The 23,322-nt window shown below is 72.3% G+C and carries 27 protein-coding genes; 9 read left to right on the top strand and 18 right to left on the bottom strand.

Features of this window, described 5'->3' with window-relative positions; genetic code table 11:
• Positions 1-14: 14 nt before the first annotated feature.
• Both ACFOYX_RS00965 and ACFOYX_RS00960 read right to left on the bottom strand, forming a co-directional pair.
• On the bottom strand, positions 15-185 hold the full coding sequence (locus ACFOYX_RS00965) for a hypothetical protein (protein ID WP_322442514.1): 171 nt from the start codon (positions 183-185) through the stop codon (positions 15-17).
• 17 nt (positions 186-202) lie between these two features.
• A complete protein-coding gene (locus ACFOYX_RS00960) occupies positions 203-1,279 on the bottom strand; it encodes a glycosyltransferase family 2 protein (protein WP_322442515.1) in 1,077 nt (358 codons plus the stop codon).
• A 139-nt stretch (positions 1,280-1,418) separates the two neighbouring features.
• On the opposite strand from ACFOYX_RS00960, the gene ACFOYX_RS00955 reads away from it, so the two are divergent.
• The gene (locus ACFOYX_RS00955) at positions 1,419-1,889 is read left to right on the top strand and encodes a GNAT family N-acetyltransferase (protein WP_322442516.1); all 471 of its coding nucleotides are present in this window, start codon (positions 1,419-1,421) and stop codon (positions 1,887-1,889) included.
• 42 nt (positions 1,890-1,931) lie between these two features.
• Here the strand turns inward: ACFOYX_RS00955 and ACFOYX_RS00950 are convergent, their stop codons facing one another.
• The 4 genes from ACFOYX_RS00950 to ACFOYX_RS00935 form a co-directional block, all read right to left on the bottom strand.
• A complete protein-coding gene (locus ACFOYX_RS00950; RefSeq protein WP_322442517.1) occupies positions 1,932-2,099 on the bottom strand; it encodes a hypothetical protein in 168 nt (55 codons plus the stop codon).
• A gap of 16 nt (positions 2,100-2,115) precedes the next feature.
• Positions 2,116-3,192 carry a glycosyltransferase family 2 protein gene (locus ACFOYX_RS00945; RefSeq protein ID WP_322442518.1) on the bottom strand — a complete coding sequence of 359 codons (1,077 nt, stop codon included), beginning with the start codon at positions 3,190-3,192 and terminating at the stop codon, positions 2,116-2,118.
• Positions 3,193-3,441: 249 nt separating this feature from the next.
• Positions 3,442-4,425, bottom strand: coding sequence for an aldo/keto reductase (locus ACFOYX_RS00940; RefSeq protein ID WP_322442519.1), 984 nt, complete (start codon positions 4,423-4,425; stop codon positions 3,442-3,444).
• Between the two features lie 72 nt (positions 4,426-4,497).
• On the bottom strand, positions 4,498-5,250 hold the full coding sequence (locus tag ACFOYX_RS00935) for an SDR family oxidoreductase (protein WP_322442520.1): 753 nt from the start codon (positions 5,248-5,250) through the stop codon (positions 4,498-4,500).
• 103 nt (positions 5,251-5,353) lie between these two features.
• On the opposite strand from ACFOYX_RS00935, the gene ACFOYX_RS00930 reads away from it, so the two are divergent.
• Positions 5,354-6,190: a helix-turn-helix transcriptional regulator gene (locus ACFOYX_RS00930; RefSeq protein ID WP_322442521.1), complete on the top strand. Its 837-nt coding sequence runs from the start codon at positions 5,354-5,356 to the stop codon at positions 6,188-6,190.
• 2 nt (positions 6,191-6,192) lie between these two features.
• Here ACFOYX_RS00930 and ACFOYX_RS00925 read toward each other — a convergent pair whose 3' ends face one another.
• The 3 genes from ACFOYX_RS00925 to ACFOYX_RS00915 all read right to left on the bottom strand — a co-directional run bounded on the left by ACFOYX_RS00925 (position 6,193) and on the right by ACFOYX_RS00915 (position 8,951).
• Positions 6,193-6,891: a hypothetical protein gene (locus tag ACFOYX_RS00925; protein ID WP_377533754.1), complete on the bottom strand. Its 699-nt coding sequence runs from the start codon at positions 6,889-6,891 to the stop codon at positions 6,193-6,195.
• 86 nt (positions 6,892-6,977) lie between these two features.
• Entirely contained in the window at positions 6,978-7,829 is an 852-nt protein-coding gene (locus ACFOYX_RS00920; protein ID WP_322442523.1) for an aldo/keto reductase, read from the bottom strand.
• A gap of 153 nt (positions 7,830-7,982) precedes the next feature.
• On the bottom strand, positions 7,983-8,951 hold the full coding sequence (locus ACFOYX_RS00915; RefSeq protein ID WP_322442524.1) for a LysR substrate-binding domain-containing protein: 969 nt from the start codon (positions 8,949-8,951) through the stop codon (positions 7,983-7,985).
• A 127-nt stretch (positions 8,952-9,078) separates the two neighbouring features.
• On the opposite strand from ACFOYX_RS00915, the gene ACFOYX_RS00910 reads away from it, so the two are divergent.
• Positions 9,079-9,966, top strand: coding sequence for a serine hydrolase (locus ACFOYX_RS00910; RefSeq protein ID WP_322442525.1), 888 nt, complete (start codon positions 9,079-9,081; stop codon positions 9,964-9,966).
• A gap of 153 nt (positions 9,967-10,119) precedes the next feature.
• Complete coding sequence (locus ACFOYX_RS00905) at positions 10,120-11,121, top strand: MBL fold metallo-hydrolase (protein ID WP_322442526.1); 1,002 nt, start codon at positions 10,120-10,122, stop codon at positions 11,119-11,121.
• Between the two features lie 52 nt (positions 11,122-11,173).
• Here ACFOYX_RS00905 and ACFOYX_RS00900 read toward each other — a convergent pair whose 3' ends face one another.
• The 4 genes from ACFOYX_RS00900 to ACFOYX_RS00885 form a co-directional block, all read right to left on the bottom strand.
• On the bottom strand, positions 11,174-11,401 hold the full coding sequence (locus tag ACFOYX_RS00900) for a TM2 domain-containing protein (protein ID WP_109801640.1): 228 nt from the start codon (positions 11,399-11,401) through the stop codon (positions 11,174-11,176).
• Positions 11,402-11,506: 105 nt separating this feature from the next.
• On the bottom strand, positions 11,507-12,058 hold the full coding sequence (locus ACFOYX_RS00895) for a DUF1697 domain-containing protein (RefSeq protein ID WP_322442527.1): 552 nt from the start codon (positions 12,056-12,058) through the stop codon (positions 11,507-11,509).
• Between the two features lie 265 nt (positions 12,059-12,323).
• Positions 12,324-12,848, bottom strand: coding sequence for a hypothetical protein (locus tag ACFOYX_RS00890; RefSeq protein WP_322442528.1), 525 nt, complete (start codon positions 12,846-12,848; stop codon positions 12,324-12,326).
• Positions 12,845-13,777, bottom strand: a complete 933-nt coding sequence (locus ACFOYX_RS00885; RefSeq protein WP_322442529.1) for an AAA family ATPase — start codon at positions 13,775-13,777, stop codon at positions 12,845-12,847. Before ACFOYX_RS00885 ends, ACFOYX_RS00890 begins: the two co-directional genes overlap by 4 nt.
• A gap of 387 nt (positions 13,778-14,164) precedes the next feature.
• Here ACFOYX_RS00885 and ACFOYX_RS00880 point away from each other — a divergent pair, with 387 nt between their 5' ends.
• Positions 14,165-16,288, top strand: coding sequence for a hypothetical protein (locus ACFOYX_RS00880; protein ID WP_336634313.1), 2,124 nt, complete (start codon positions 14,165-14,167; stop codon positions 16,286-16,288).
• Between the two features lie 127 nt (positions 16,289-16,415).
• Here the strand turns inward: ACFOYX_RS00880 and ACFOYX_RS00875 are convergent, their stop codons facing one another.
• A complete protein-coding gene (locus ACFOYX_RS00875; RefSeq protein WP_322442531.1) occupies positions 16,416-16,913 on the bottom strand; it encodes a hypothetical protein in 498 nt (165 codons plus the stop codon).
• A 74-nt stretch (positions 16,914-16,987) separates the two neighbouring features.
• The gene (locus ACFOYX_RS00870; protein ID WP_322442532.1) at positions 16,988-17,551 is read right to left on the bottom strand and encodes a heme-binding protein; all 564 of its coding nucleotides are present in this window, start codon (positions 17,549-17,551) and stop codon (positions 16,988-16,990) included.
• A gap of 158 nt (positions 17,552-17,709) precedes the next feature.
• Here ACFOYX_RS00870 and ACFOYX_RS00865 point away from each other — a divergent pair, with 158 nt between their 5' ends.
• On the top strand, positions 17,710-18,168 hold the full coding sequence (locus ACFOYX_RS00865) for a hypothetical protein (protein WP_322442533.1): 459 nt from the start codon (positions 17,710-17,712) through the stop codon (positions 18,166-18,168).
• Positions 18,169-18,340: 172 nt separating this feature from the next.
• On the opposite strand, the gene ACFOYX_RS00860 is transcribed toward ACFOYX_RS00865, so the two are convergent.
• Positions 18,341-19,117 carry a M15 family metallopeptidase gene (locus ACFOYX_RS00860; protein ID WP_322442534.1) on the bottom strand — a complete coding sequence of 259 codons (777 nt, stop codon included), beginning with the start codon at positions 19,115-19,117 and terminating at the stop codon, positions 18,341-18,343.
• Positions 19,118-19,431: 314 nt separating this feature from the next.
• Here ACFOYX_RS00860 and ACFOYX_RS00855 point away from each other — a divergent pair, with 314 nt between their 5' ends.
• Together ACFOYX_RS00855 and ACFOYX_RS00850 are read left to right on the top strand one after the other, a co-directional pair.
• The gene (locus ACFOYX_RS00855; protein ID WP_322442535.1) at positions 19,432-20,073 is read left to right on the top strand and encodes a DUF6642 family protein; all 642 of its coding nucleotides are present in this window, start codon (positions 19,432-19,434) and stop codon (positions 20,071-20,073) included.
• Positions 20,074-20,133: 60 nt separating this feature from the next.
• Complete coding sequence (locus tag ACFOYX_RS00850; RefSeq protein WP_322442537.1) at positions 20,134-20,598, top strand: PPOX class F420-dependent oxidoreductase; 465 nt, start codon at positions 20,134-20,136, stop codon at positions 20,596-20,598.
• Between the two features lie 3 nt (positions 20,599-20,601).
• Here ACFOYX_RS00850 and ACFOYX_RS00845 read toward each other — a convergent pair whose 3' ends face one another.
• Both ACFOYX_RS00845 and ACFOYX_RS00840 read right to left on the bottom strand, forming a co-directional pair.
• A complete protein-coding gene (locus ACFOYX_RS00845; protein WP_322442538.1) occupies positions 20,602-21,240 on the bottom strand; it encodes an NAD(P)H-binding protein in 639 nt (212 codons plus the stop codon).
• Positions 21,241-21,339: 99 nt separating this feature from the next.
• Positions 21,340-22,572: a serine hydrolase domain-containing protein gene (locus tag ACFOYX_RS00840; RefSeq protein WP_322442539.1), complete on the bottom strand. Its 1,233-nt coding sequence runs from the start codon at positions 22,570-22,572 to the stop codon at positions 21,340-21,342.
• Positions 22,573-22,637: 65 nt separating this feature from the next.
• Here ACFOYX_RS00840 and ACFOYX_RS00835 point away from each other — a divergent pair, with 65 nt between their 5' ends.
• Positions 22,638-23,231 carry a pentapeptide repeat-containing protein gene (locus tag ACFOYX_RS00835; RefSeq protein ID WP_322442540.1) on the top strand — a complete coding sequence of 198 codons (594 nt, stop codon included), beginning with the start codon at positions 22,638-22,640 and terminating at the stop codon, positions 23,229-23,231.
• The last annotated feature ends 91 nt before the right edge of the window (positions 23,232-23,322 follow it).

Here is a 23,322-nt window from a genome sequence, read left to right as displayed (position 1 = left end):
CGTGGCAGCGAGGGTCAGCGGGCCTGCGCCCTACGGCTCCGGATGCTCGGGGCGAGCCGGAGCAGGGCCATGCCGGCGATCAGGAGCGTCGCGCCGGCCACCAGCGACCACGTGACGCTGACGCCGGTGACGGGCAGGGAGGCCGAGCAGCCGGCGGCGGCAGCGGCGCATCCACGCTGATACATGATGAGTGCCTTTCTTCTCAGGAATTGATCCACACGCGGTCGGTCCCGCGCACGGTCTGGGCCAGCGCCCGCCAGTAGGCGAACGACCTGACCTGCTCGTAGCACCACTCGGGGAGCAGCGCGGCGGCGGTGAGCAGTGCCCACCAGCCCTGCCGGCGGACGGTCAGCACGCGCTCGAGCACGAACACGGCGGTGACCGCGAGCCAACGGGGGTCCCACGGGACGAAACCGATCAGGAACCAGCCTGCGATCAGGCTGGCCAGGTAGAGCGGGACGAGGAGCGAACTGGTGTAGATGCCGAGCTGCCGCAGCCAGTTGCCGGCGTTCCACCGGCGGACGCCGTACAGGCGCAGCGAGTCGAGCATGCCGCGCTGCCACCGGACCCGCTGGGTAATGAGGGCCTGGACGGTCGGCATGGAGTCGGTGATGGCCTCGAATCCGGGGGCGACCCGTGGGCGGTAGCCCAGCGATCGGACCGCGAACGTCATCTCGATGTCCTCAGTGGCCGGATCGCGGTGGTAGAACTCGCCCCGATACCCGGGCAGGTCACCGACGGCGCGGGCGGCCAGGATCCGCCGGACCACCGGAACGGGGAAGAGGGTGGCCACCCCGGACAGGACGACGGCATGGCCGCCCTTGCGCCAAACCCAGCGGGAGAAGCGGGCGTACTCGTTGCCCTGCAGGATGTCCAGCAGCCCGGGCTGGCGGTCCAGCCGGTAGTCGGCGCAGACCGCGCCGACGCCCCGACGCTCCAGTCCGCGGATGGCGGCGGCGACCGCACCGGAAGCGAGGATGCTGTCCGCGTCCGTGACCAGCAGCATGTCCTGGTCGTCGAGTTGCGGTAGCAGCAGGTTGATGGCCCAGTTCAGTGCGCCCGCCTTCTTGTGCGGGTTCGGGCCGGGCATCTCCCACACCTCGGCCCCGGCCGCCCACGCGACCGCGGCCGTGTCGTCGGAGCAGTTGTTCGGTACGACGACCAGCCGGTCCACGGGCCGGGTCTGCGCCTGGAGGGCGCGGATGGTTTTGGCGATGGTGGCCGCCTCGTTGTAGGCGGGCACCACCACGACGACGCGCGTGCGGCGGTAGGTGCTCATGGGGCAGCCACCCGTGAAGTCATCGCCATCTGTGCGTGGGCCCCGTTCCCGTCACCTCAGCAGTCACGTCGGTTGCAAAGCCGGTCCGGCCGCAGAGCGTGCCGCGAGCAACCCCGTTACACCCACATAACGAGAGACAATGTCGGGAGTGATTCTCAATTACGGTCGCATCGGACAGACGGACGGCCGACGGGAAAGCGCCGAACGGCGGAATTTCGCAACACGAGACAAAGTTGCCCACACCGCACCGCCGGGATGGGGCGACCAGCGCGCCCCGCGCCTACCGCGCCTGGTCCAGGCGACCCCGCTGCTCGGCGTTCAGGTCCAGGTCCACCGCGGCCAGGCTCTCGAGATGGGCTGGGCGGTGCTGCCCGGGTACCAGGGGCGGGGGCTGGCGACCGCGGCGGTGCGCGCGGCGGTCGCGGCGGCCGCGGCGCGCGGCGACCGACGGTGGGCGCACGCCTACCCGTCGGTGGACAACCCGCCGTCGAACGCGGTCTGCCGCAAGGCCGGCTTCACGCTGGTGGGCGAGACCGAGTTCGAGTACCCGCCGGGCCACCTGATGCGCTCCAACGACTGGCGGGTCGACCTCACCGCCGAGCGGGAGTGAGGGTCACGGCGCGGCCCGTCCCGCCGCGCCGTGACGACGAGGTCAGCGCTCCTGGGGCCGGCGCCGGATGACCGGGGCGAGGCGGATCAGGGCCAGGCCGGCGATGAGCAGGGTTGCCCCGGCGACCACCGACCAGCCGAGGCTGACCCCGGTGACGGGCAGGGTGGCAGTGCAACCGGCGGCGGCTGCCGCGCATCCACGCGTGTACATGAGGAGTGCCTTTCTGTCAGGAGTTGATCCACACGCGGTCGGTCCCGCGTACGGTCTGGGCCAGCGCCCGCCAGTAGGCGAAGGAGCGGACCTGTTCGTAGCACCACTCGGGGAGCAGCGCGGCGGCGGTGAGCAGCGCCCACCAGCCCTGCCGGCGCACGGTCAGCACCCGCTCGGCGACGAAAATGCCGGTGACCGGCAGCCAGCGCGGATCCCACGGCAGGGCGCCGAGGATGAACCAGCCGGCCACCACCGCGACCAGGTAGAGCGGCACCAGCAGGGAGCTGCTGTAGATGCCCAGCTGCCGGAGCCAGTTTCCGGCGTTCCACCAGCGGAAGCCGTACAGCCGCAGCGAGTCGAGCATGCCGCGCTGCCAGCGGACCCGTTGGGTGATCAGCGCCTGGACGGTGGGCATCGAGTCGGTGATCGCGTCGAAGCCCGGCGCGACCCGGGGACGGTAGCCCAGCGACCGGACCGCGAAGGTCATCTCGATGTCCTCGGTGGCCGGGTCACGATGGTAGAACTCGCCCCGGTAGCCGGGCAGCTCACCGCTGGCCCGACCGGCCAGGATCTGTCGCACCACCGGCACCCGGAACAGCGTCGCCACCCCGGAGAGCACGACCGCCTTGCCGCCCTTGCGCCACACCCATCGGGAGAACCGGGCGTACTCGTTGCCCTGCAGGACGTCCAGCAGCCGGGGCTGCCGGTCCAGCCGGTAGTCGGCGCAGACCGCGCCGACGCCCCGCCGCTGCAGCCCGCGTACGGCGGCGGCGACCGCGCCCGGCGCGAGAATGCTGTCGGCGTCCGTGACCAGCAGCATGTCCCGGTCGTGCAGGTACGGCAGGAGCAGATTGATCGACCAGTTGAGCGCGCCGGCCTTCTTGTGCGGGTTCGGGCCGGGCATGTCCCACACCTCGGCCCCGGCCGCCCGGGCGATCGCGGCGGTGTCGTCGGAACAGTTGTTCGGCACCACGATCAGCCGGTCCACCGGTCGGGTCTGCGCCAGCAGCGCGCGGACCGTCGCGGCGATGGTGCCCGCCTCGTTGTAGGCGGGCACCACCACCACGACCCGGGTACGCCGGTAGGTGCTCATGCGGTGTGTCGGTCCCATTCCTGTCGTCGACCACGCAAGTGATCAACAGCAGTATCTGGCTCCCCGACCTGTACTTCCATGGACGGGCGACCCGATCTCGAGGGCTGATGATCCGATCAGCCGGCGCGCGGGTGCCGATCCCGCCGCGATCCGGCCGTCCGCCGCCGCACGGACGGCCGACACCTCGGTCCGATCGGCGGAGCCCCACCTGACCTGCGGCGACAGCGGGCGAGTGGAACGGCGTCCGGGTCAGCGCGCTGCGTCGAGGCGGGCCCGCTGCTCGGCGGTCAGCTCCAGGTCCACCGCGGCCAGGCTCTCGTCGAGCTGGGCCACCGACGACGCACCCACCAGGGGGATCGCCGGCACGTCGCCGCCCATCAGCCAGGCGAGCACCACCTGGTTCACCGTCGCCCCGGTCTGCGCCGCCACCTCCCGCAGCGCGGCCAGCCGGCCGGGGGTGCTGGGCAGGTCGTACGCGGGGCCGAGCCGGTCGGCCCGGCTGTAGCCGCCCCGGATCAGCGGTGAGTACGCCACCAGGGTCAGCTGCGGCTCGGCCCGCAGGTAGCTGGCCAGGTCCGGGCCGACCGCGCCGACGTCGCCGTCCGGGTCCAGTTCGCTGGGCACGTCGAAGCGGCGTTGCAGGTACGTGTGGTGGTACTGGAGCACCTCGTACCCGGGCAGGCCGGCCGCGGCGGCGAGCGCCCGAGCCCGCTCCACCCGCCAGGCCCGGTGGTTGCTCGCCCCCAGCAGGCCCACCGCGCCCTCGCCGACCAGCTCGGCGAACGCCGTGACGGTCTCCTCCAGCGGCACGGTCCGGTCCTCGATGTGCGCGTAGAGCAGGTCGAGCTTCGCCACGCCGAGCCGTTCCCGGCTGTGCTCGGCGGACTCCCGGATCACCTTCGCCGACAGGCCCTCCGGGTTGTCGACGTAGCTGGTCCCGGGGGCCAGCGGCCGGGCGCCGAGCTTGGTGGCGACGACGATCTCGTCGCCGACGCCCCGGCTGCGCCGCCACCGGCCGAGCAGTTCCTCGCTCTCCCCGCCCTGGCCGCCGTTCTGCCAGAACGCGTAGTTGTCCGACGTGTCGATGAACGTGCCGCCGGCCTCGACGTACCGGTCGAGGATGGCGTACGAGGTGGCCTCGTCGGTGGCGGTGCCGAAGAGCATCGCGCCGAGGCTGAGCACGCTGACCTCGCGGGGGGTGGCCGGGTCGGTGCCGATCGTGCGGTATCTCATGAGTGTCCTCCCCGTGGGATGAGAGCCGACGCCGACCACCCTCGACCTTCGAGCGCGCTCGAAGTCAAGCGGTCACCAGGGCAGCACCCCGTAGCCGCCGCCGGCGTCCATCTGGAATCCCCACAGCAGGCCGCTCGGCCCGTCCGCCGGCAGCGTCGCCAGGTGCACGCTGACCTCGGCGCCCTGCTCCGGCGTGCGGAAGCCGCTGTTGGAGTTCAGGTCGGTGGCGCAGTAGCCGGGGTTGGCCGCGTTCACCTTGATCGGGGTGTCCCGCAGCTCCTTGGCGTACATCGCGGTGACCATGTTCAGCGCCGCCTTGGACGACGGGTACGGCACCGAGGTCAGCGCGAACAGGACGCCCTGCGGGTCGGTCATCACGGCGATCGAGCCGACCTCGCTGGAGACGTTCACGATCCGGGCCGCCGGGGCCTTGCGCAGCAGCGGCAGCAGCGCGTTGGTCACCATCACCACCCCGAACACGTTCGTCTCGTACACCTCGCGCAGCGTGGCGAGGGTGGTCTCGCTGGGCAGGGCCGTGCCGTCGGCCCGGACGATGCCGGCGTTGTTGACCAGCACGTCCAGGTGGTCGTACTCCTGCTCGACCAGCTTGGCCGCGGCGGCGACCGACGCCTCGTCGGTGACGTCCAGCGGCACGAACCGGGCGTCCGCGCCGCCGTCGCGCAGCGCCCGCTCCGCCTCCCGGCCGCGCGCCGCGTCCCGCGCGCCGAACAGCACGGTCCACCCGCGCGCGCCGAGCTGCCGGGCGGTGGCCAGCCCGATTCCCTTGTTGGCCCCGGTGATCAGGGCGATCGTCGATGTCGTCATGCCGTCGAGCCTGCCGCCGGGCGTGGCCGGCCGGGAGAGACCGGCCGATGCTGGGACCGGCGGTACCACCCTCGGCGGCCCCGGGTGCGGCAAGCTGGAGGACATGACCACCGTGCGCCGCGACGAGCTGGCCGCCTTCCTGCGCAGCCGCCGCGCCCGGCTGCGCCCCGCCGAGGTCGGCCTCCCCGACGGGGTACGCCGCCGCACGCCCGGCCTGCGCCGCCAGGAGGTCGCCCAGCTCGCCGGCATGTCCATCGACTACTACATCCGCCTGGAACAGGGGCGCGGGCCGCACCCGTCCCGGCAGGTGCTCGCCGCGCTGGCCCGGGCGCTGCTGCTCACCCGCGACGAGCGGGCCTACCTGTTCCGGATCGCCGGGGAGAGCGCCCCGGAGTCCGCCGGGCCCAGCCGGGTGGTCTCCGACGGGCTGCGGCACCTGCTCGACTCGATGACCGGGACCCCGGCGTACCTGGTCGACGCGAGCTACGAGGTGCTGGCCTGGAACCGGCTGGCCACCTGGTTCGTCGGCGAGCTGTCGGCGGTGCCGGCCGCCGAGCGGAACATGATCCGCTGGATGTTCAGCCGGGAGGTCCCCGGGTCGTACTGGGACGACCCGGAGGTGCTGCGCTTCGCCCGGTCCTCGGTGGCCGACCTGCGCGCCGCGTACGGCCGCTACCCGGGCGACCCGGCGATCGCCGCGCTCGTCACCGAGCTGCTGGGGGTGTCGCCGCGGTTCGCCGCGCTGTGGGCGGAGCACGAGGTCGGCGAGCGCCGCCCGACCGTCAAGCGGATCGACCACCCCGAGCTGGGGCCGCTGGAGTTCGAATGCCGGGTGCTGCACGTCCCGGAGACCGACCAGCGGCTGATCGTCTACGTCCCCGAACCGGGCTCGGCGACCCAGGCGGCGTTCCACCGGATCGCCGAGGGCGTCGGCGCCTGAGATCAGGCGGCCTTCTGCAGGGCCGCGACGGCCAGCGGGGCCAGCCGGGTCGGCAGCTTCTGGGTGGCCGCGAGGTCGCCGTTCTCGTCGGAGGCGTCGATCTCCAGCACGAAGTTGCCCCGGGCCAGCAGCAGCGTGCACTGGTGGAACGGGCGGCTGCTGGCGAGGCGCTCGCAGAAGGTGATGGTCTCCGGCCCGTCCGGCAGCAGCGGGGGCGACGGGCGCACGATCGTCGACACCTTGCCGTCGGACGAGTAGGTGTACCGCTTGCACTTGGCCAGGGTCGCGCGCAGCTCGTCGGCGAGCTTGCGGCCGGGCACCTTCAGATAGCCGACGACGTACTGGCGGAGCCAGATCTTCTCCCCGCGCCAGAGCCGCTCCCGCTGGCCGCTGCGCTTGCGGTCCGACGGCAGGCTGTCCCGGCAGGGGGCGATCAGCTTCACCGCCTCGGTGCTCTCCTCGGCGTAGTCGGCCGTCTTCGGGTGGAAGTCGGCGTCCAGGTCCAGCATCGCGGCCTTCACCCGGCTGCGGATCTGGGCGGCCGTGGTGGGCGCGGGCCGCAGCGGCGGTGGGGGCGTCGCCGAGGGGGTCGGCGGCGCCGACCACTGGCTGGCCCGCGGGGCCGCGGCCGGCCCGCAGGCGCCGACTCCGGCGACGATCAGCAACGACAGCAGGGCGAGCGGGAGGCGGCGGCGCATCATCGCGGCGAGGTGGTCCTTTCGTACGCGAGGAAGGGGCCCTCCCGGGCCCCCTCCTTACCTGCGCCGCGCTCCTCCGGTGCGTTACGTCAGCTCGGTACGTAGTCGAAGGTGTCCGGGTTCGGGCCCTGCCGCCCGGCCTCGCCCTTGTCCAGGTTCGTGATCCGGTCCATCGCCGCGCCGTCCAGCTCGAAGTCGAAGATCTGGAAGTTCTCCTCGATCCGCTTCGGCGTGGTCGACTTCGGGAAGACGACGTCGCCGCGCTGCACGTGCCAGCGCAGCACCACCTGGGCGGGGGTGCGGCCCACCTGCTGGGCGATGTCGACGATCGTCGGGTCGTCGAGCACCTTGCCCTGCGCGATCGGGGACCACGCCTGCGTCACGACGTTGTGCGCCTTGTCGTACGCGCGCACCTCCTGGTTGCCGAAGTACGGGTGCGCCTCGATCTGGTTCACCGCCGGCACCACGTCCGCCTCGGCGGCCAGCCGCTCCATGTGCGCCACCTGGAAGTTCGACACCCCGATCGACCGGACCCGGCCGTCGCGCTGCAACTCCTCCAGCACCTTCCAGGTGGAGACGAAGTCCCCGTCGTAGAGGGTCGGCAGCGGCCAGTGGATCAGGAACAGATCCAGGTAGTCGAACTTCAGCGCCTGCAGCGTCGACTCGGACGCCTTGCGGGCGTCGTCGGGCCGGTGGAAGCCGTTGTTCAGCTTGCTGGTGACGAAGACCTCGCCGCGGTCCAGCCCGGAGGTGCGGACCGCCTGCCCCACCTCGGCCTCGTTGCCGTACATCTCGGCGGTGTCGATGTGCCGGTAGCCGACCTCCAGCGCCTTGCCGACCGCCGCCGGGGTGTCCTTCGGCTCGATCTGGAAGACCCCGAAGCCGAGCTGCGGGATGGTGTTGCCGTCGTTGAGCGAGATGTCGGGAATCGGGTTCGCCATGCGGCTGTCTCTCCCATCGTCAAGGTGCCCGTCCGGCGCGGGAGCGCTGCCACGGCCCGCCGGGCGCGCCTTTCACTTCCTTGTCGTACCCGACGGCGCCGCTTCGTCACAGCGGTTTGCGGGTGATCTGCGACAAGGGTCTCCTTCGGTCGCTCAGCCGGTCGGCGCCTGACCGGCCTCGAAGAGGACCGGCCACGGCCGGGCCACCGGCGGAATCGGCGGGGCGAGCGCCGGCTCGGCCACCGCCAGCACCTCGGCCGCGAGCTGCCCGAACATCGGCGCGGCCGGGTGCGCCGAACGGTCCGGCCAGGCCGCCGAGGTTCGCTTCACCAGCGGATTCCCGACCACCGGCCGCCAGGCGATCCGGGGCTCCCGGCGGGCCAGCGCCTCCGGCTCGATGGCCACCGCGCCGCCCGCCAGCACCAGGGCGAAGAGGAACTCCGGGTTGCGGGCGTGCCGGACCCGATCGGGCGTGAAGCCGTGCCGCCGGCACACCGCCAGGACGTGGTCGTGCAGGCCGCGCGCGGTCGCCGGAGGCGCGGTGACCAGATCCAGCCCGGCCAACTCGGCCAGGTCGACCTGCCGGCCGCGGGCCAGCGGCGAGGCCCGCGGCAGCAGCACCCCCAGCGGTGCGTCGACCGTCGGGCCGAACCGCAGCCCGGCCGAGTCCACCGGGTGGTGCAGCAGGCCCGCGTCGAGCCCGCCCTCGGCGAGCATCCGGACCTGCTCGGCGCTGGTCAGCTCGTGCAGGTCGACCTCCAGCCCGGGGGCCTCGGCGGCGAGCCGGTCCAGCAGCACGCGCAGCGTCACCGCCGGGGTCTCCGGCGGTACGCCGGCCCGCAGCACGCCCAGCGCGCCCCGGCGTACCTGGTGGATGAGGTTGCGCAGCCGCTGCTCCCCGGCGAGCAGCTCGTCGGCCTCGCCGAGCAGCAGCTGACCGGCGGTGGTGAGCCGGACCTGCCGCCGGGACCGGTCGAAGAGCTCGACCTGGAGCTCCCGCTCCAGCCGCTGGATGGACTGGCTCAGCGGCGGCTGCGCCATCCCCAACGCCTCCGCCGCCCGCCCGAAGTGCAGCTCCCGGGCGACCACCACGAAGTGCCGCAGATGCCGCAGCAGATCCACTCCCGCACCCTAACCTCCGCCCGAACTTGCGGCGATCTTGCGGTTGCTGCCCGGGCACTCCGAGCCACGCGGATCGCGGGCCGAAGTGCAAGATCGGGGGGGGTGGAGGCGGCGTTAGCGTGTGGGGGTGGGTGTGGGGGAGCGGATCGGGGAGATCTTCGGGCGAGTGGGGATTCGGGGGAACCTGCACGTCGTCGAGGTGGACGGTGACGGGGCGGGCGAGGTGGCCGTTCGGGCGGACGAGCAGGTGGTGATCGCCTCGGTGTTCAAGATCCTGCTGGTGCTGGAGTTCGCCCGGCAGGTCGCCGCCGGCCAGCTCGACCCGACCGAGCGGGTGCTGGTGCGGGCCGATGACCGGCTCGGCGGGTGGGGGATCGCCGGCTGCGCCGACGACGCCGAGGTCTCCCTGCGCGACCTGGCCTACTTCGCCATGTCGGTCAGCGACAACACCGCCGCCGACCTGCTGCTCCGCCGGGTCGGCCCGGACGTGGTGCCGATGCTCGCCGCCGAGCTGGGGCTGTCGCGTACCCGGATCGTGGGTGGCCCCCGGCAGTTGGTGGAGACGATGCTCGCCGACGTCGGCGCGCGCACCGAGGCGGACTTCGCCCGGATCTTCCCGACACTGCCCCCGGAGCGGGTCCGGGCCATGCGGGTCTTCGACCCGGCGCACACCACGTCCAGCACCGTCCGGGAGCTGACCCGGCTGCTCGGCCTGATCTGGCGGGACGAGGCCGGACCGCCCGCCGCGTGCGCCATGGTCCGGGAGTTGATGGGCCGGCAGCTCTTCTGGACCCGCCTCGCCTCCGGCTTCCCGCCCGGGGTGCGGATCGCCGCGAAGAGCGGCACGCTGCCGGGCCTGCACCTGGAGGCCGGGGTCGCCGAGTACCCCGACGGCGGCCGGTACGCGATCGCGGTGTCCACCCGCACCGAGCGGCTCGACACCCGCCGGATCGACGTGGACCTGGCGATGGGCGAGGCCGCCCGGGTGGCCGTCGAGGCGCTGCGCGCCGGCTGAGTTCGCCACCGGTGCGGCCCGCCGGCACCCGCCGTGACCTGCTCCGATATGCGACCGGATATCGACGGTGCGGCTGGTCGATCTTGGACGTGGGGCCGGTCCGGGTGCTGGGGTGGGCGTACCGATCACCGAACTCCACGGGGAGGACGCACCATGCCCGAGAACCGTACGTCCGGCATCGACCGTCGCCGGCTGCTCCGGGACGCCGCGGTCGGCACCGCCGCCGTCTCCGCCGGCGGGCTCGCCGCCGTCGCGCTGACCACGCCGGCCCAGGCGGCCCCGCCGGCCACCGCGTCGGTCGCCGCCAGCACCGGCCGGCGCCGTGGCGCGGTCAGTTTCCGCTGGTGGGGTACGTCCGGCTGGCGGATCGACATCGGCGACCGGACGGTCCTGGTCGACCCCTACCTGAGCCGCTTCGACACCGGCCTGTTCCGGGGCGCCTTCGACCCGGCCACCCCGCTCCAGGTGGACACCGCCGTCGTCGACCGGCACGTGGACCGGGCGGAGAACGTGCTGGTCACGCACACCCACTGGGACCATTACAACGACGTGCCGCACATCGCCGGCCGGACCGGCGCCCGGGTCTTCGGCACCCTCACCGCCTACCACCTGGGCCTGGCGTACGGGGTGCCGGCCGGGCAGTTGAGTCCGGTGAAGGGCGGCGAGGTGCTCGACTTCGGCGACTACACCGTCGAGGTGGTCAGCTCGCTGCACAGCCGCAACGGGGCGTACTCGCTGGCCTTCCCGGGGGTGCGGGTGTCCCCGCCGCCGATGCCCGCCACCATCGCGGACCTGCCCGAGGGCGACACCCTGGCGTACCAGATCAGGGTCGCCGGCGGCCCGGCGGTGTTCTTCATGGGGGCCAGCGACCTCGACGAGCGCAACCTCGCCGGGCTGGCCCCGGACGTCGCGATGGTGGCGTCCGCGGCGACCACCTCGACCGCCGACTACGTGCCCCGGCTGATGGCGGCGCTGGACCACCCGAAGGTCGTGGTGCCGGTGCACTGGGACAACTTCGAGACCCCGCTGACCAACCCGCCGACCGTCGCGCCGAGCGACCGCAAGCGCCTCGACGACCTGATCGCGGCCGTACGGAAGGCGTCCCCGCGCAGCCGCGTGGTGGTGCCGGAGTACCACACCGCCTACCACTTCTAGGCGTACGGCGGAGGGGCCGGGATCGCCCGATCCCGGCCCCTCCGCGCGCTGCTCACTTGGCGAGCGGCTGGCCCTGCTTGTCCTTGAACGACCCGACCAGGATCAGGATGAAGTCGATCAGCGTCCAGATGCCGAGACCACCGAAGGTGATGAGCTGCAGGATGCCGGTGCCGACCTTGCCGGCGTAGAAGCGGTGCACGCCGAGCACGCCGAAGAAGAAGCAGAGCAAAAGCGCGACCACCCAGGACTTCTGAGCGGTGGCCGAAACGGGAGCGGTCACGGTGGTCCTTTCACGAATGACGTTGGCGGCCGGGAGCGTACCGGGGCCGCGGACCGCAGGACAAGATCGAAAAGGTGAAGTTCAGCCGGACGGTTGAGTGGCCGCTCAGCCCGCCGCGAGGTCGCGCAGCGCGCACACCGACTTCCAGTTGCGGGTGGTCGCCACCACGCCGAGCTGCTTCTCCAGGTACGCGTTGGTGAACTTCGTCCGGCCGTACCCGCCGTCGGGGAAGTGCAGGTGGACCTCCCGACCGGCCACCGTGTACTCGACGTTCTCGCCGGCCGGCACCGTCAGCGCGCCCACCCGGGCCTTCGCGGGCGGCGCCGCGAGGAACGCCACCAGCAGCCGGGTCGGATCGTCCTGCCGGTCGGCGTACGGGCTGCCCTCGATCACCGCCGTCAGCTCGGCGCCGCTGCGGACCAGCACCGGCACGTCGAGCCCCAACTCGTCGGCGAGCGCGCGCTCAATGCCCCGCGCCAGCTTCGTGGTGTCCGTCGCGGTGCTGGTGAAGACCACGTTGCCGCTCTGCAGGTAGGTCTTCACCTCCTCGTGGCCGAGGTCGGCGACCAGCCGGCGCAGGTCGGCCATCGCGAGCCGGGTGGCGCCGACGTTGACCCCGCGCAGCAGGGCGGCGTACCGGTTCGTGCCGTCGGCCATCCGGGTCTCCTCACCGTCGAGGTGTCTCGCGGTGCAGCCTATGTGATGACGCTCGCGCCGATGGCCGTCATCCACGTCGTGGCTCGACGCCGGCTGATCGGCGTGTCGTCGCGTCACCTGGGGGTGTCGCGTCCACAGGGTTGATGCTCGTCGAGGAACATGCCTGACAGTCATAAATATGCCGGAGAGTCATGACGCTCGCGGTGCTACCTGCCGCTGCCCGGCTGCGGTCGTCCTCGACCGGCGCCGCGCCGGGTTACGTGCCTCAGCGTTGGCGGATGGCGGTGGAGTCGAGCCGGAAACCGATGGTGCGGTCGACGATCCGCTCGACCAGCTCCACCTTCCGAAGTCCGGTCACCCCGCGCAGCCCCGCCCGCGCCGCCAGCGCCCGCAGGTCCCGCGTCGTCCACTCCGCCAGGTACGCCGTGCCGTCGTCGCGCCGCGACATGGCGGCGAGCGCGGCGTACCCGCGCTCGACAGCCGAAGTGGCCGACCCGGCCGCGGGCGGCGCGGCACCGGGTGAGCCCACGCTCCCCGGTCCGGCGTTCGGCCTGCCCGCGCCGGGCGCGTCCGTCGGTCCGGGGCTCGGCGTGCCCGGCCAGGGCGCGGTGGCCGGGATGGGGGAGGTGGCCGGGATGGGGGAGGTGAGGGTGGGGGCGGGCGGCGCGGCGGGGTCCGGGAGCAGCGCGAGCCGGGAGCGTCCCTCGGCCAGCGCGGTCACGTCGGCGGCGGAGAGACCCGCCAGGAACTCGGCCACCCGGGCCAGCACGGCGGGCGTCGAATCCGTCATGCCGTGGCTCCCGAGGGCTGGAGGTGGGCGAGGAACTCGGTGGTGATCTGTCGCAGCTCCTCGCGGACCGGCGGGGCGGTGACCCGGTCCCGAAGCACCACCGGCACCCCGCGCGGGGTGTTCGTGGCGAAGAGCGTGACGTTCTCCCGCAGCGCGGTCGGGAAGACCGGTACGCCGAGCGCCCGAACCTGGTCCATGTAGCCCTGATGGGCGGCGACCGGGCGCTGCGCCATGAGCTGGATCATCGTGAACACCACGCCGGCGATCCCCGGCGCGACCTTGTGGTGCCGACGGATGGTGGCGAACCGGCGGGAGTCCGCGTTGTACCGGTCGACCAGCTCCCGGACGTTGCCGTGCAGGTAGTCGATGCCGAGCGTGGAGAGGTAGTCGGCCTTCGCCGGGATGAGCAGGTGGTCGCTGGCGATGATCGCCGACTGGGTCACCACGTTGAAGTTCGGCGGGCAGTCGATCAGCACCAGGTCGTACGGGTCCAGCGCCTCGTCGTGCAGCCCCTCGGCCAGCGAGCCCCGCACCCGGAACAGCTCGGCGTCGTACTCGTCGCCGTCGGCCACGCCCCGGGCCAGCGCCAGGTCGATGTCGACGAGCTGGAGGTGGGAGGCGATCAGGTCGAGCCGGCCCGCGCCCTTGAGGTGCGCGTTCGCCGGGCCGGGGGAGACCACCAGCTCACCGAGGGTCACCTTCGGGGTGTCCCCGCGCAGCCCGTCGTACCAGCGCTTGACCGTCCGCTCGTCGCGCAGCCGATCCCGCCAGTCGTCCGGCTCGTAGAAGCTGAACGTCAGGCTGGCCTGCGGATCGAGGTCGATCAGCAGCACCTTCATCCCCCGGTTGGCCAGCTCGGCCCCGAGGTTGGCGGTCATGGTGGTCTTGCCCACCCCGCCCTTGTAATTGATCACCGATACGACGTACACCGGCACCTCCCCAGACGGGGAACGGTAGCGGCCGCCGAGCCCGACCCGAGAAGCGCCCCGTACGTCCTGCCGCGGCCGGGCGGCCCCGTACGCATTGTCGTGTCCCTCGTCAGTGGACAGCTGCTCGGAGGATGCGACGTCGGCTTCCCGGGTGACCCGGGATCAGATTCCCGGTGCGGCGGGAATTTCCGGCCGGCCAGATATCGCCGCCGTCACGTCTTCGTTACAGAAGGTCTCTTCGCATTCGTCGACGCTGATGGTCTGCTGAGGAACGTATTCCCTGGTCAGCCCCGGTTGGAGCGCAGCGCACGGGGCGGGAAAGGTGTTACATCGATGGCCGTGGACGGAGCTGTCGCGGCCACACTCCCAGGAGGCATCCGCGTGCGAATGAGACGACCGAGCCGGATCGCGGCCCTGACGGCGGGCCTGACGGCGCTCGCGTTCACGGTCTCGGCCCCGGCCCAGGCCAACGACCACGAGAACCTTCCCGGCGAACCGACCATCACGCTGCCGATCAACGACAGCGCCGCGGGCGGGACGTACAACCAGGACTTCACCCGGGTGTACGCCAACACCACGCCCGACGGCACGCCGGTCTACATCTACGTCCCGAAGGGCACCCCGCTCGACGGCACCGCGCCGGCCGCCGTGGCCAGCCTCGACCCGCAGTTCGACCACAACCCGGCCGACGGGTTCACGCCGTGCGCCACCGCCACCGCGGCGCAGTTCACCCTCACCCAGGCGGAGATCAACTACGTCGGCGACAAGCTCGCCGACCAGATCGTCGCCGTGGACGAGGAGCACTACGGCCCGATGGACGCGGCCGACCCGGCCGAGCCGGCCAGCGACTCGCTGGTGATGGTCCTCTACAACATCCAGGACGACGCGTACTACGACTGCGCGCAGACGTCGTACACGGCCGGCTACTTCGCCCCCGACTTCATCGACAGCGTCGGCATGAACGTGATCGTGGTCGACGCCCTGGACTGGGCGAACCGGGTCGGGCCGAACGACTCGCCGTGGCGCGACGCCAACCCGGCCAACGACCGTCCGGAGCTGTACGAGGGCACCGTCGCCCACGAGCTGCAGCACCTGCTGCACAACTACAGCGATCCGGGCGAGCTCTCCTGGGTCGACGAGGGGCTGGCCGACTTCGCCATCTTCCTCAACGGCCTGGACGCCGGCGGCTCGCACCTGAGCAACCAGCAGGTCTTCTACGAGGAGACCTCGCTGACCCGCTGGGGCGGCACGCTGGCCAACTACGGCGCCTCGTTCACCTACTTCCAGTACCTGTGGGAGCAGGCCGGCGGCAACGGCGACGGCACCTACACCCCGGACAAGCAGTACGACGACAAGGCCGGTGACCTGCTCATCAAGACCATCTTCGAGGAGCAGGCCGACGGCATGACCGGCGTGCAGAACGCCATCGACGACTTCAACGCCGCGACCGGCTCGCACCTGCGCAGCGCGGCGGACCTGTTCCGCGACTGGTCGGTGGCGGTCTACCTGGACGACGAGAAGTCGCCGAGCTACGACATCAAGGCCTTCAACTTCGGTGACCCGGCCGACACGGCGTGGACCATCGACATCGCCGACGACGTGTTCTGGAGCGGTCGCGGCAGCTACCAGGGGGCCACGCCGGAGGCCAAGTGGGCCCGGCTGAAGAACCGCCCGGACACCACCGCCGTGCCGTTCGGCATGTCGGTCGAGCGGTTCCGCAACCCCGGCCCGACCGTCGCGGTCGCCTTCGACGGGGACGACCAGACGGTCATCGCCCCGCACACCGGCACCACCCACTGGTACGCCGGCTACGAGAGCCAGTCCGACAACATCCTCAACGTCGACACCGCCGGCCCGGCCAGCTCGCTGGACTTCTGGAGCTGGAACTTCATCGAGGAGGGCTGGGACTACGGCTTCGCCGAGGCCCTGGTCGGCGGCGACTGGGTCACCGTCCCGCTGCGGAACGACGCCGGACAGGTCGTCACCACCAACGACAACCCGCACGGCAACAACACCGAGGGCAACGGCCTGACCGGCACCTCCGGCGGCGAGTACTTCGTGGACGACCCGGTCTACGTGCACCTCACCGCCAACCTGCCGGCCGGCGCGACCGACGTGCGGTTCCGGTACTCCACCGACGCCGCCTACCTGGACACCGGCTGGTTCGTCGACGACGTCCGGGTCAACGGCGCCGACGCGACCCTCTCCTCGCCGGCAGGCGACTGGTTCTCCACCACCGGCACCCAGGACAACAACTGGACCGTCCAGGTGGTCAGCCACTGCGACCTCACGCCGGGCACCACCTCGGCGGGGGAGATCACCGACGGCGCGGGCAACTGGGTCTACCGGTTCACCGGGGACCAGTTCACCCGTAGCGGTCTCCAGACGAAGTGCGCCGGCGGCAACCAGGACGACTTCGCCGTCCTGATCTCCAACCTGCCGACCGGCGACCTCACCTTCCTGGACGCGGACTACACCTTCCGGGTGACCAACACCGGCAACAAGAAGTAGGACGCACCACCATCGGTGGGCCCGTGCCGCGCGGCGGCACGGGCCCACCGCCGCGTCGGGGTCGGGCGCCCGGGGCTACCGCGCCGCCGCGCTCGCCGTGAGCTTCGGGCAGCCGCGACGGCCGAGCTCAGGGCTTCTGGTAGGCGGGCAGGCCGAGGCTGGCGCGTACCTTGGTCGCCTGCTCGCCGCCGTCGTGCGCGGCGGCCGCGCGGATCTCCCGCATCAGCGCGGCGGCGCTCGTCGCCTCGCCGGCCAGCTTCCAGTGCCGCAGCGCCAGGTCGTTCTCCTTGAGCAGCGCAGCGACCGGGGCCTGCACCTTCGCCGGCCAGACCGTCGTCCGCAACTGCTCCGCGTGGGCGGCGTTGGTGGTGGCGACCGTACGGGCCAGGGTGCGGACCGTACGCCACGGCCGGCCCGCCTTCAGCGCCTCCTGCAGCTCCTCCAGGGCCGTGTTGTACGGCGCCACGATCGCCAGGTAGCGGCCCTTGGCCTCGTTCGCGGTCAGCGGGGCCGCGGCCGTCGGCGCGGAGGTCTGCCAGGCCGGCAGCTCGCTCGTCCGTTCGGTGCCGCCGCCGCAGCCGGCGAGCAGCAGGACCAGGGCCAGGGCGGCGGGCCAGCGATGCACGGAACTTCCCATCTGGGCCGGGGGCGGGACACCGGAAGTCTAGGGGTGACCCGGCAACCCTGCCGGCCGCCGATCTACTCGACGACGGGGAGCGCGACCTCGTTACGGCGCAGGAACGACGGCTTCCACGGCGGGTCGAAGCGGGCGTACCGGACCGCGCCGGCCGGCTGGAACCCGGCGGCGGCGACGGCCCGGCCCAGCGCGGTGGCCCGCTCCTCGAACGCCCGGGTGGTCCACCGGCCGGAGAACCGCGTCGCGGCGACGAGCTGCCCGGGGATCTCCCGGGTGGTGATCCGGGGATCCTCCGGCTCGGGCAGCGTCGCCGCGGTGAAGGGCGCGGGCATGGCGAACCGCACCAGCCAGCAGCCGGGCCGGTCGCCCTCCTCCTGGACCATCGGGGCGGTCACCTCGATCTTCTCCGTCCTGGCCGGCTCCTGCACCACCGGCGCGGTCATGCCGATCGGCCGCCGGGACCGGTTGGCCCCGCCGATGTACCGGGCCAGCAGTCGGAACGCCTCGCTGCCGGCCGTGGCGAAGTCGCCCTCGACGCGCACCTCGGCCACCAGATGCGGCGGGTAGCGGCGCAGCTCGAAGCCCGGATGGCGGGCCACCACCCGGTACGGCTGCCGCTCGGTCATCGCATGCTCCCGGCCTCGCTGTCCTGTCGGAAACGCTACCGGGCTCCCGTCGCGGGGCAGGCCGGGATTGAACTCCTGCCGCTCGGGGCCCGTACCACTGGGCGAGGATGTGGTGCGGCGGGTCAGCCGCACCGCTGCCGAGTTGCGGGAGGCCTACCGTGCGAGTTGGTGAGCAGTCGACGGATCCCATCGATCAGATCCTGGGTGAGGTGCCGGTGCCGGCATCGCTGACCCCCGAGGATGTCCGGCTCGCGGTCCGGGCGGTGGTGGTGCACGCCGCCGAGGAGTGGCCCGCCGGACCGAAGTGCCGCAACGACGGCGCGGCGTACCCCTGCCGGTTGCACCGCTGGGGCCGGCGGGTGCTGGAGGCCCACGGCCTCAACGAGCGACAGATCGACGCGCTGGTGCGGCACGGCAACCCGTTCGTGCACGTGCCCTTCCCGTTCGTGCTGACCCGGCCGACGTCCGCGCGTCCGTCGGCCCCGGTCACCCAGTCCCCGCGCGGCCAGGCCGGCCGGGTCGTCGCACCTGGGGTGCGGCCCGCCATCCGGCCCGGCGGTACCGGTCGGCCGGTGGCGCCCCCCGCCACCAGGCCGCGCTGGCCCCGGGCGAGCTGACGACTGCTCCGGGTCGCGGCGTGGCGCCAGACACGCCGAGCCGGAGTGGTCGGATCGGGGGCACGCCCGACAGCCCGCGCCCGGGGTGGCACGACGGCGGCCCGGCCGCAGGGTCCCCCACCCCTGCGCCGGCCGCCGTCCACGTCCGCCGGCTCGTGGCTGCCGGCGGCGATCAGATTCCGCAGTTCGGCGCGGACCAGCTGGTCGTGTTCGAGCTGCGGTCGCGGTTGTTCTCCCGGCGGGAGTCCACGTGGACGTGGTTCCCGTGGCCGGGGTAGCCGGGACCGTAGATGCCGCTGAAGCCACGGCTGCGGGCCGTGCGGGCCAGCTGGCACAGCGAGGAACTGCGCGAGGTCAGGTCGGCGGCGTTGCCGTAGAGGTGCTGGCTGTCCGCCGCCGCCCCGCTGACCTGGTTGTTGCAGGCGATGCTGCGAAAACCGCTGCTCACGTAGATCGGTTTGTCGCCGAGGCTGCGCCGCAGCGCCTCCAGTTTCCACATGGTGCGCATCGCGTTTTCCCTGGTCGCGGTCGGTGAAAGCGGGCCACCGCTCCACCCGCCCTTGCCGCAGCCGTTGTCCAGCTCGCTGTAGCTGAAGTGCTTCGGCGTGCAGTCGTTGTCCTGCAGGTCGTAGATCTTGGCGAAGGTCTGCGGGCCGGCGATCCCGTCGACGCGCAGCCCGTACGCGGACTGGAAGCGCCGGACCGCGGCGGCGGTCTCGGGTCCGTAGACGCCGTCGACGTGGACGATGGTCCCGGACGCGGCCCAGCCGGCCACCCGGATCTGCAACTCGCGGACGTCGGCGCCGGACCGCCCCTGGGACAGGGTCCGTTGCCACGTGTAGCAGCCGTCGGCATGGGCCGCCGGCGCGGCGACCAGCGTGGCGATCGCGGCCCCGGGCAACGCCAGGGCGAACGCGATGACCGCCCGCTTCAAGGTGTTCACGCGCACAGAAGTCCTCCCGTAACAGGTCGAATAGGTGATGATCAGGACATGGACCGGAACGTCCCGTCCCTTCCACCCTGACAGCCTTCCGGGCGATCAGCGGCCGTTAACCAGAATTGTCCTCACAATTGCTTGTTCCTGGGCAGCCGCTGTGAATAGTGCAAATTGCGAAACACCCATGCGGATCCGGCCGGTCGAAGCGGGTTGCGAAAACGCCCATGAGTGACAGAAGCGGCGGTTCGAGGACACCGAGGGTGATGCCGGCTCGTGACCCGGGGCCGGTAACGTCTGCGCCGGGCTCCGCGAACGGGGAGGTGGGCGTGGCGCGCGGTGGCGTCTTCTGCATCGAGGGCCAGTGGCACCGGGACCTCAACGAGCGCGGGTCCGTCCTGCCCACGCTGGAACTGCTCGAACGGCTCGGCCGGATCCGGTTCATCCACAAGGACGCGGCCACCCGCGACGAGCTCTTCTACTTCCTCGACCGCTGGCTGCTCAAGCAGTACGCCGACTACCGGGTCGGCTTCTTCGCGATGCACGGCGAACCGAGCCGGCTCTGCCTCACCGACTGGGACTCCGTCGAGCTGGCCGACGTCGCCGAACGGATGGCCGGCCGGTGCGAGGGGCGCCGGCTCTACTTCGGCAGCTGCTCGGTACTGCGTGCCTCCGACGCCATGCTGCGCGATTTCCTGGACATCACCGGAGCGGCCCTGATCTGCGGTTTTACCCGCGAAGTCGACTGGGTGGAATCGGCCGCCTTCGAGACCGTGCTGCTCGACGTGCTCGCCAACGGTCAGCGGCACAACGCCGCCGAGCTGCGGATGGGCTCGGCGCACTGGGCGCCGCTCGCGTCGTACCTCGGGTTCCGGGTGATCTACGCCAACGGCCGGGCCTGGCGGGCGTCGGTTCGCCCCCGGGTGCCGGCCCAGCCCTCCCCGCACGGCGTCGCGGGCCGCTCCCGGTGACGCCGCGTCACCCGCCCGGGGCGCACCCCGGCCCGCCGGGCGGCCTGGTAGAACCGACGCATGGCACGCAGCATCGCGAGCAACACCCGGGTCGACCGGGACGCCCTCATCGAGTTCCTCCGCCCCCGGCACAAGGTCGTGCTGATGACCACCCGCGCCGACGGCCGGCCGCAGTCCTCCCCGGTCTCCTGTGGGGTGGACGCCGCGGGCCGGTTGGTGATCTCCACGTACCCGGAGCGGGCGAAGGCGACCAACATCCGCCGCGACCCCCGGGTCTCCGCCTGCGTGCTCTCCGACGACTGGAACGGGCCCTGGGTGCAGGTCGACGGCACCGCCGAGGTGCTCGACCTGCCCGAGGCCCTCGAACCGCTGGTGGCGTACTTCCGCAGCATCTCCGGGGAGCACCCGGACTGGGACGAGTACCGGGCCGCGATGGTCAAGCAGGGCAAGTCGCTGATCCGGGTCACCATCGACAGCTGGGGACCGATCGCCACCGGCGGCTTCCCCGCCCGGCTGGCCGACTGAGCGTCAGTACGCGGCGGTGAACCGGGCGTTCGCGAACTGCGGGTTCTCGATCTCGTCCACGATCGCCACCGCCAGGTCCTCGTAGGTCAGCACCGAGCGGCCCTGCGCGTCGGTCACCGGTTCGTCGGTGCCGGTGCGGTAGTGGCCGGTGCGCTCGCCCGGGTGGAACTCCAGCGGCGGCGGGGAGACGTACGTCCAGGTCACCCCGTCGGCGGCGCGGTAGACGGCCAGCGCGTCGGCCTGGCCCTTCGCCGAGTCCCGGTACTCGGCCGGGAAGTCCGGCTCGTCGAGGAACGGCGTGCCCTTCGGGGTCAGCAGCGTCGCCCCGCCCCCGACGTGGATCACCCGGGGCGGGTGGGGCAGCTCCCGCAGCGTGCCCATCAGGGTGTCCGCCGCGTCCCGCCACAGGTCCCGCTCGCCGCCGCCGATCGCCACCACGAACACGTCGGCGTCCTCGGCCAGCTCTCGTACGCTCCGCGGGGACGTCGCGTCGCCGGTGACCGTCCGGACCCCCGCCGGCAGGTAGCTGGTCGCCTCCGGGCGGCGCACCGCGGCGGTGACCCGGTGCCCCCGCGCGACGGCTTCCGCCGTGATCCGCGACCCCGCGGTGCCACCCGCGCCGAACACGACGATGTTGCTCATGACCGCCTCCCGCCCGGACCTGCCTCGTCTCCCAGGCTATGGAGCGGGCCGCCCGGCCGGTGCCGTAACGGCGATCCTGGCCGGGCGCGCCGGACGGGATCAGTCGATCAACGCGGAGTAGACCAGCTGGCGCAGCTGCGAGCGCAGCGGGTACGTGCTCGACGGCATGAGCTGGGTGAAGAGCAGCGCGGTGACCTCCTCCACCGGGTCCACCCAGAACGCCGTGCTGGCCAGGCCGCCCCAGTAGAACTCGCCGACGCTGCTCGGCACCCGGGCCGGAACCGGGTCCAGCACCACGGCGAAGCCGAGGCCGAAGCCGATGCCGTCGAGCACCGTCTCGGCGAAGCCCTCCGGGTGGAACGAGGCCAGGTCGCGGCCGTCGGGCAGGTGGTTGCGGGTCATGAAGCGCAGCGTCCGCGGCGCCAGCAGGCGTACCCCGTCCAGCTCGCCGCCGCGCAGCAGGAACTGGGTGAAGCGGTGGTAGTCGGCGGCCGTGGAGACCAGCCCGCCGCCCCCGGAGAACCAGCTCGGTTCGGCCAGCGCCGCCCGGCCGACACCGTCGGCGCGGACCGCCTGCCCGGTCGCCGGGTGCGGGGCGTAGAGGGCGGCCAGCCGCTTGGCGTCCGGCTCGTCGACCCACCAGCGGGTGTCGGTCATGCCCAGCGGCCGGAGGATCCGCTCGGTGAAGAACTCGTCCAGCCGCTGCCCGGAGACCACCTCGACCAGCCGGCCCAGCACGTCGGTGGAGACGCCGTAGTTCCAGCTCGACCCGGGCTGGAAGAGCAGCGGCAGCTGGGCCAGGCCCGCCGACGCCGCCGCCAGGTCCGCGCCGGCCGGCACGCCCAGGTCGAAACCCGCCGCCCGGTACAGGCCGTCGACCACCGAGGTCTGGGCGAAGCCGTACGTCAGGCCGGAGGTGTGGGTGAGCAGGTGCCAGACCCGGATCGGCTCGACCGCCGGCACCGTGTACGGCTTGAGCACCGAGCCCTTGTCGTAGACCCGGACGTCGGCGAACTCGGGCAGCCAGCGGCTGATCGGGTCGTTCAGCTCGAACCGGCCCTCCTCCCAGAGCATCATCGCCGCGACGGAGGTGATCGGCTTGGTCATCGAGTAGATGCGCCAGAGGGTGTCCGACTCCACCGGGGCGCCGGCCTCCCGGTCGCGCAGGCCGTAGGTCGACGAGTGGGCGATCTCGCCCCGGCGGGTGACGACGATCTGCCAGCCGGCGAGCCTGCCGTCGTCGACGTACCTGCCGAAGTGCTCGTCGATCCGCGCCAGCCGGGCGGGGTCGAAGCCGATACGGTCCGGGTCGATGCTCACTGCCACGCTCACGCCGCCGAACCTACTCGCCGGTACGCCGGTCGGGAAGTGTCGGCCCGCGCCACTAATCTGGCCCGATGGCTGAGCCCACCGAGGATGTCACCTACCGTCACGAGGACTGGTACGCCGAAGAGCTGGTCGACCGGCACTTCGTCCGCTGCTCGTTCTTCCACGTCGACCTCACCGAGGCGATCAGCCAGCGGGCGATCTTCACCGAGTGCGTCTTCGGCAACGTGGCGTTCAACGCCTCCCGGCACACCGACTCCGCCTTCACCCGCTGCACCTTCAAGCGGTGCAACCTCTTCGAGGCCGAGTTCACCGGCTGCAAGCTGGTCGGCAGCAGCTTCGACCAGTGCGACCTGCGTCCGCTGCGGATCAGCGGCGGCGACTGGTCGTTCGTGGCGCTGCCCGGCGCGGACCTGCGCGGCGTGAGCATCACCGACGTACGGATGCGCGAGGTCGACCTGACCGGGGCGAACCTGACCGACGCGACGGTCACCGGCGTCGACCTGTCCGGCGCCCAACTGCACAGCTCCCGGCTCTCCGGCGCCGACCTGCGGGGCAGTGACCTGACCGCGCTGGACCCGACGGTGGTGGAGCGGGCCGGCGCGATCGTCGACGCCGAGCAGGCGATCGTGCTGGCGCAGGCGCTCGGCTTCCAGATCCGCTGACGCCCATTACCGCTTGGTAACAAAGTGGAAACGCGCGACCGTCCCCGTATGGCGCATTCGCCCGGTCGATGAAAACGTGAAGCGGCCACGC

The sequence above is a fragment of the Micromonospora sp. GCM10011541 genome (assembly GCF_042650725.1).
In the GTDB taxonomy this organism is placed as follows: domain Bacteria; phylum Actinomycetota; class Actinomycetes; order Mycobacteriales; family Micromonosporaceae; genus Micromonospora; species Micromonospora sicca.
This window is presented reverse-complemented; position numbering and strand designations above follow the sequence as displayed.

Coding starts and splice junctions, on each gene's coding strand:
- ACFOYX_RS00945 (WP_322442518.1), bottom strand. CDS start 3,192: ATGAGCACCTACCGGCGTACCCGGGTCGTGGTGGTGGTGCCCGCCTAC.
- ACFOYX_RS00965 (WP_322442514.1), bottom strand. CDS start 185: ATGTATCAGCGTGGATGCGCCGCTGCCGCCGCCGGCTGCTCGGCCTCC.
- ACFOYX_RS00845 (WP_322442538.1), bottom strand. CDS start 21,240: ATGAGCAACATCGTCGTGTTCGGCGCGGGTGGCACCGCGGGGTCGCGG.
- ACFOYX_RS00835 (WP_322442540.1), top strand. CDS start 22,638: ATGGCTGAGCCCACCGAGGATGTCACCTACCGTCACGAGGACTGGTAC.
- ACFOYX_RS00890 (WP_322442528.1), bottom strand. CDS start 12,848: ATGACGGATTCGACGCCCGCCGTGCTGGCCCGGGTGGCCGAGTTCCTG.
- ACFOYX_RS00870 (WP_322442532.1), bottom strand. CDS start 17,551: ATGACCGAGCGGCAGCCGTACCGGGTGGTGGCCCGCCATCCGGGCTTC.
- ACFOYX_RS00880 (WP_336634313.1), top strand. CDS start 14,165: ATGAGACGACCGAGCCGGATCGCGGCCCTGACGGCGGGCCTGACGGCG.
- ACFOYX_RS00905 (WP_322442526.1), top strand. CDS start 10,120: ATGCCCGAGAACCGTACGTCCGGCATCGACCGTCGCCGGCTGCTCCGG.
- ACFOYX_RS00955 (WP_322442516.1), top strand. CDS start 1,419: ATGTCGGGAGTGATTCTCAATTACGGTCGCATCGGACAGACGGACGGC.
- ACFOYX_RS00940 (WP_322442519.1), bottom strand. CDS start 4,425: ATGAGATACCGCACGATCGGCACCGACCCGGCCACCCCCCGCGAGGTC.
- ACFOYX_RS00920 (WP_322442523.1), bottom strand. CDS start 7,829: ATGGCGAACCCGATTCCCGACATCTCGCTCAACGACGGCAACACCATC.
- ACFOYX_RS00960 (WP_322442515.1), bottom strand. CDS start 1,279: ATGAGCACCTACCGCCGCACGCGCGTCGTCGTGGTGGTGCCCGCCTAC.
- ACFOYX_RS00925 (WP_377533754.1), bottom strand. CDS start 6,891: ATGATGCGCCGCCGCCTCCCGCTCGCCCTGCTGTCGTTGCTGATCGTC.
- ACFOYX_RS00930 (WP_322442521.1), top strand. CDS start 5,354: ATGACCACCGTGCGCCGCGACGAGCTGGCCGCCTTCCTGCGCAGCCGC.
- ACFOYX_RS00850 (WP_322442537.1), top strand. CDS start 20,134: ATGGCACGCAGCATCGCGAGCAACACCCGGGTCGACCGGGACGCCCTC.
- ACFOYX_RS00950 (WP_322442517.1), bottom strand. CDS start 2,099: ATGTACACGCGTGGATGCGCGGCAGCCGCCGCCGGTTGCACTGCCACC.
- ACFOYX_RS00935 (WP_322442520.1), bottom strand. CDS start 5,250: ATGACGACATCGACGATCGCCCTGATCACCGGGGCCAACAAGGGAATC.
- ACFOYX_RS00895 (WP_322442527.1), bottom strand. CDS start 12,058: ATGGCCGACGGCACGAACCGGTACGCCGCCCTGCTGCGCGGGGTCAAC.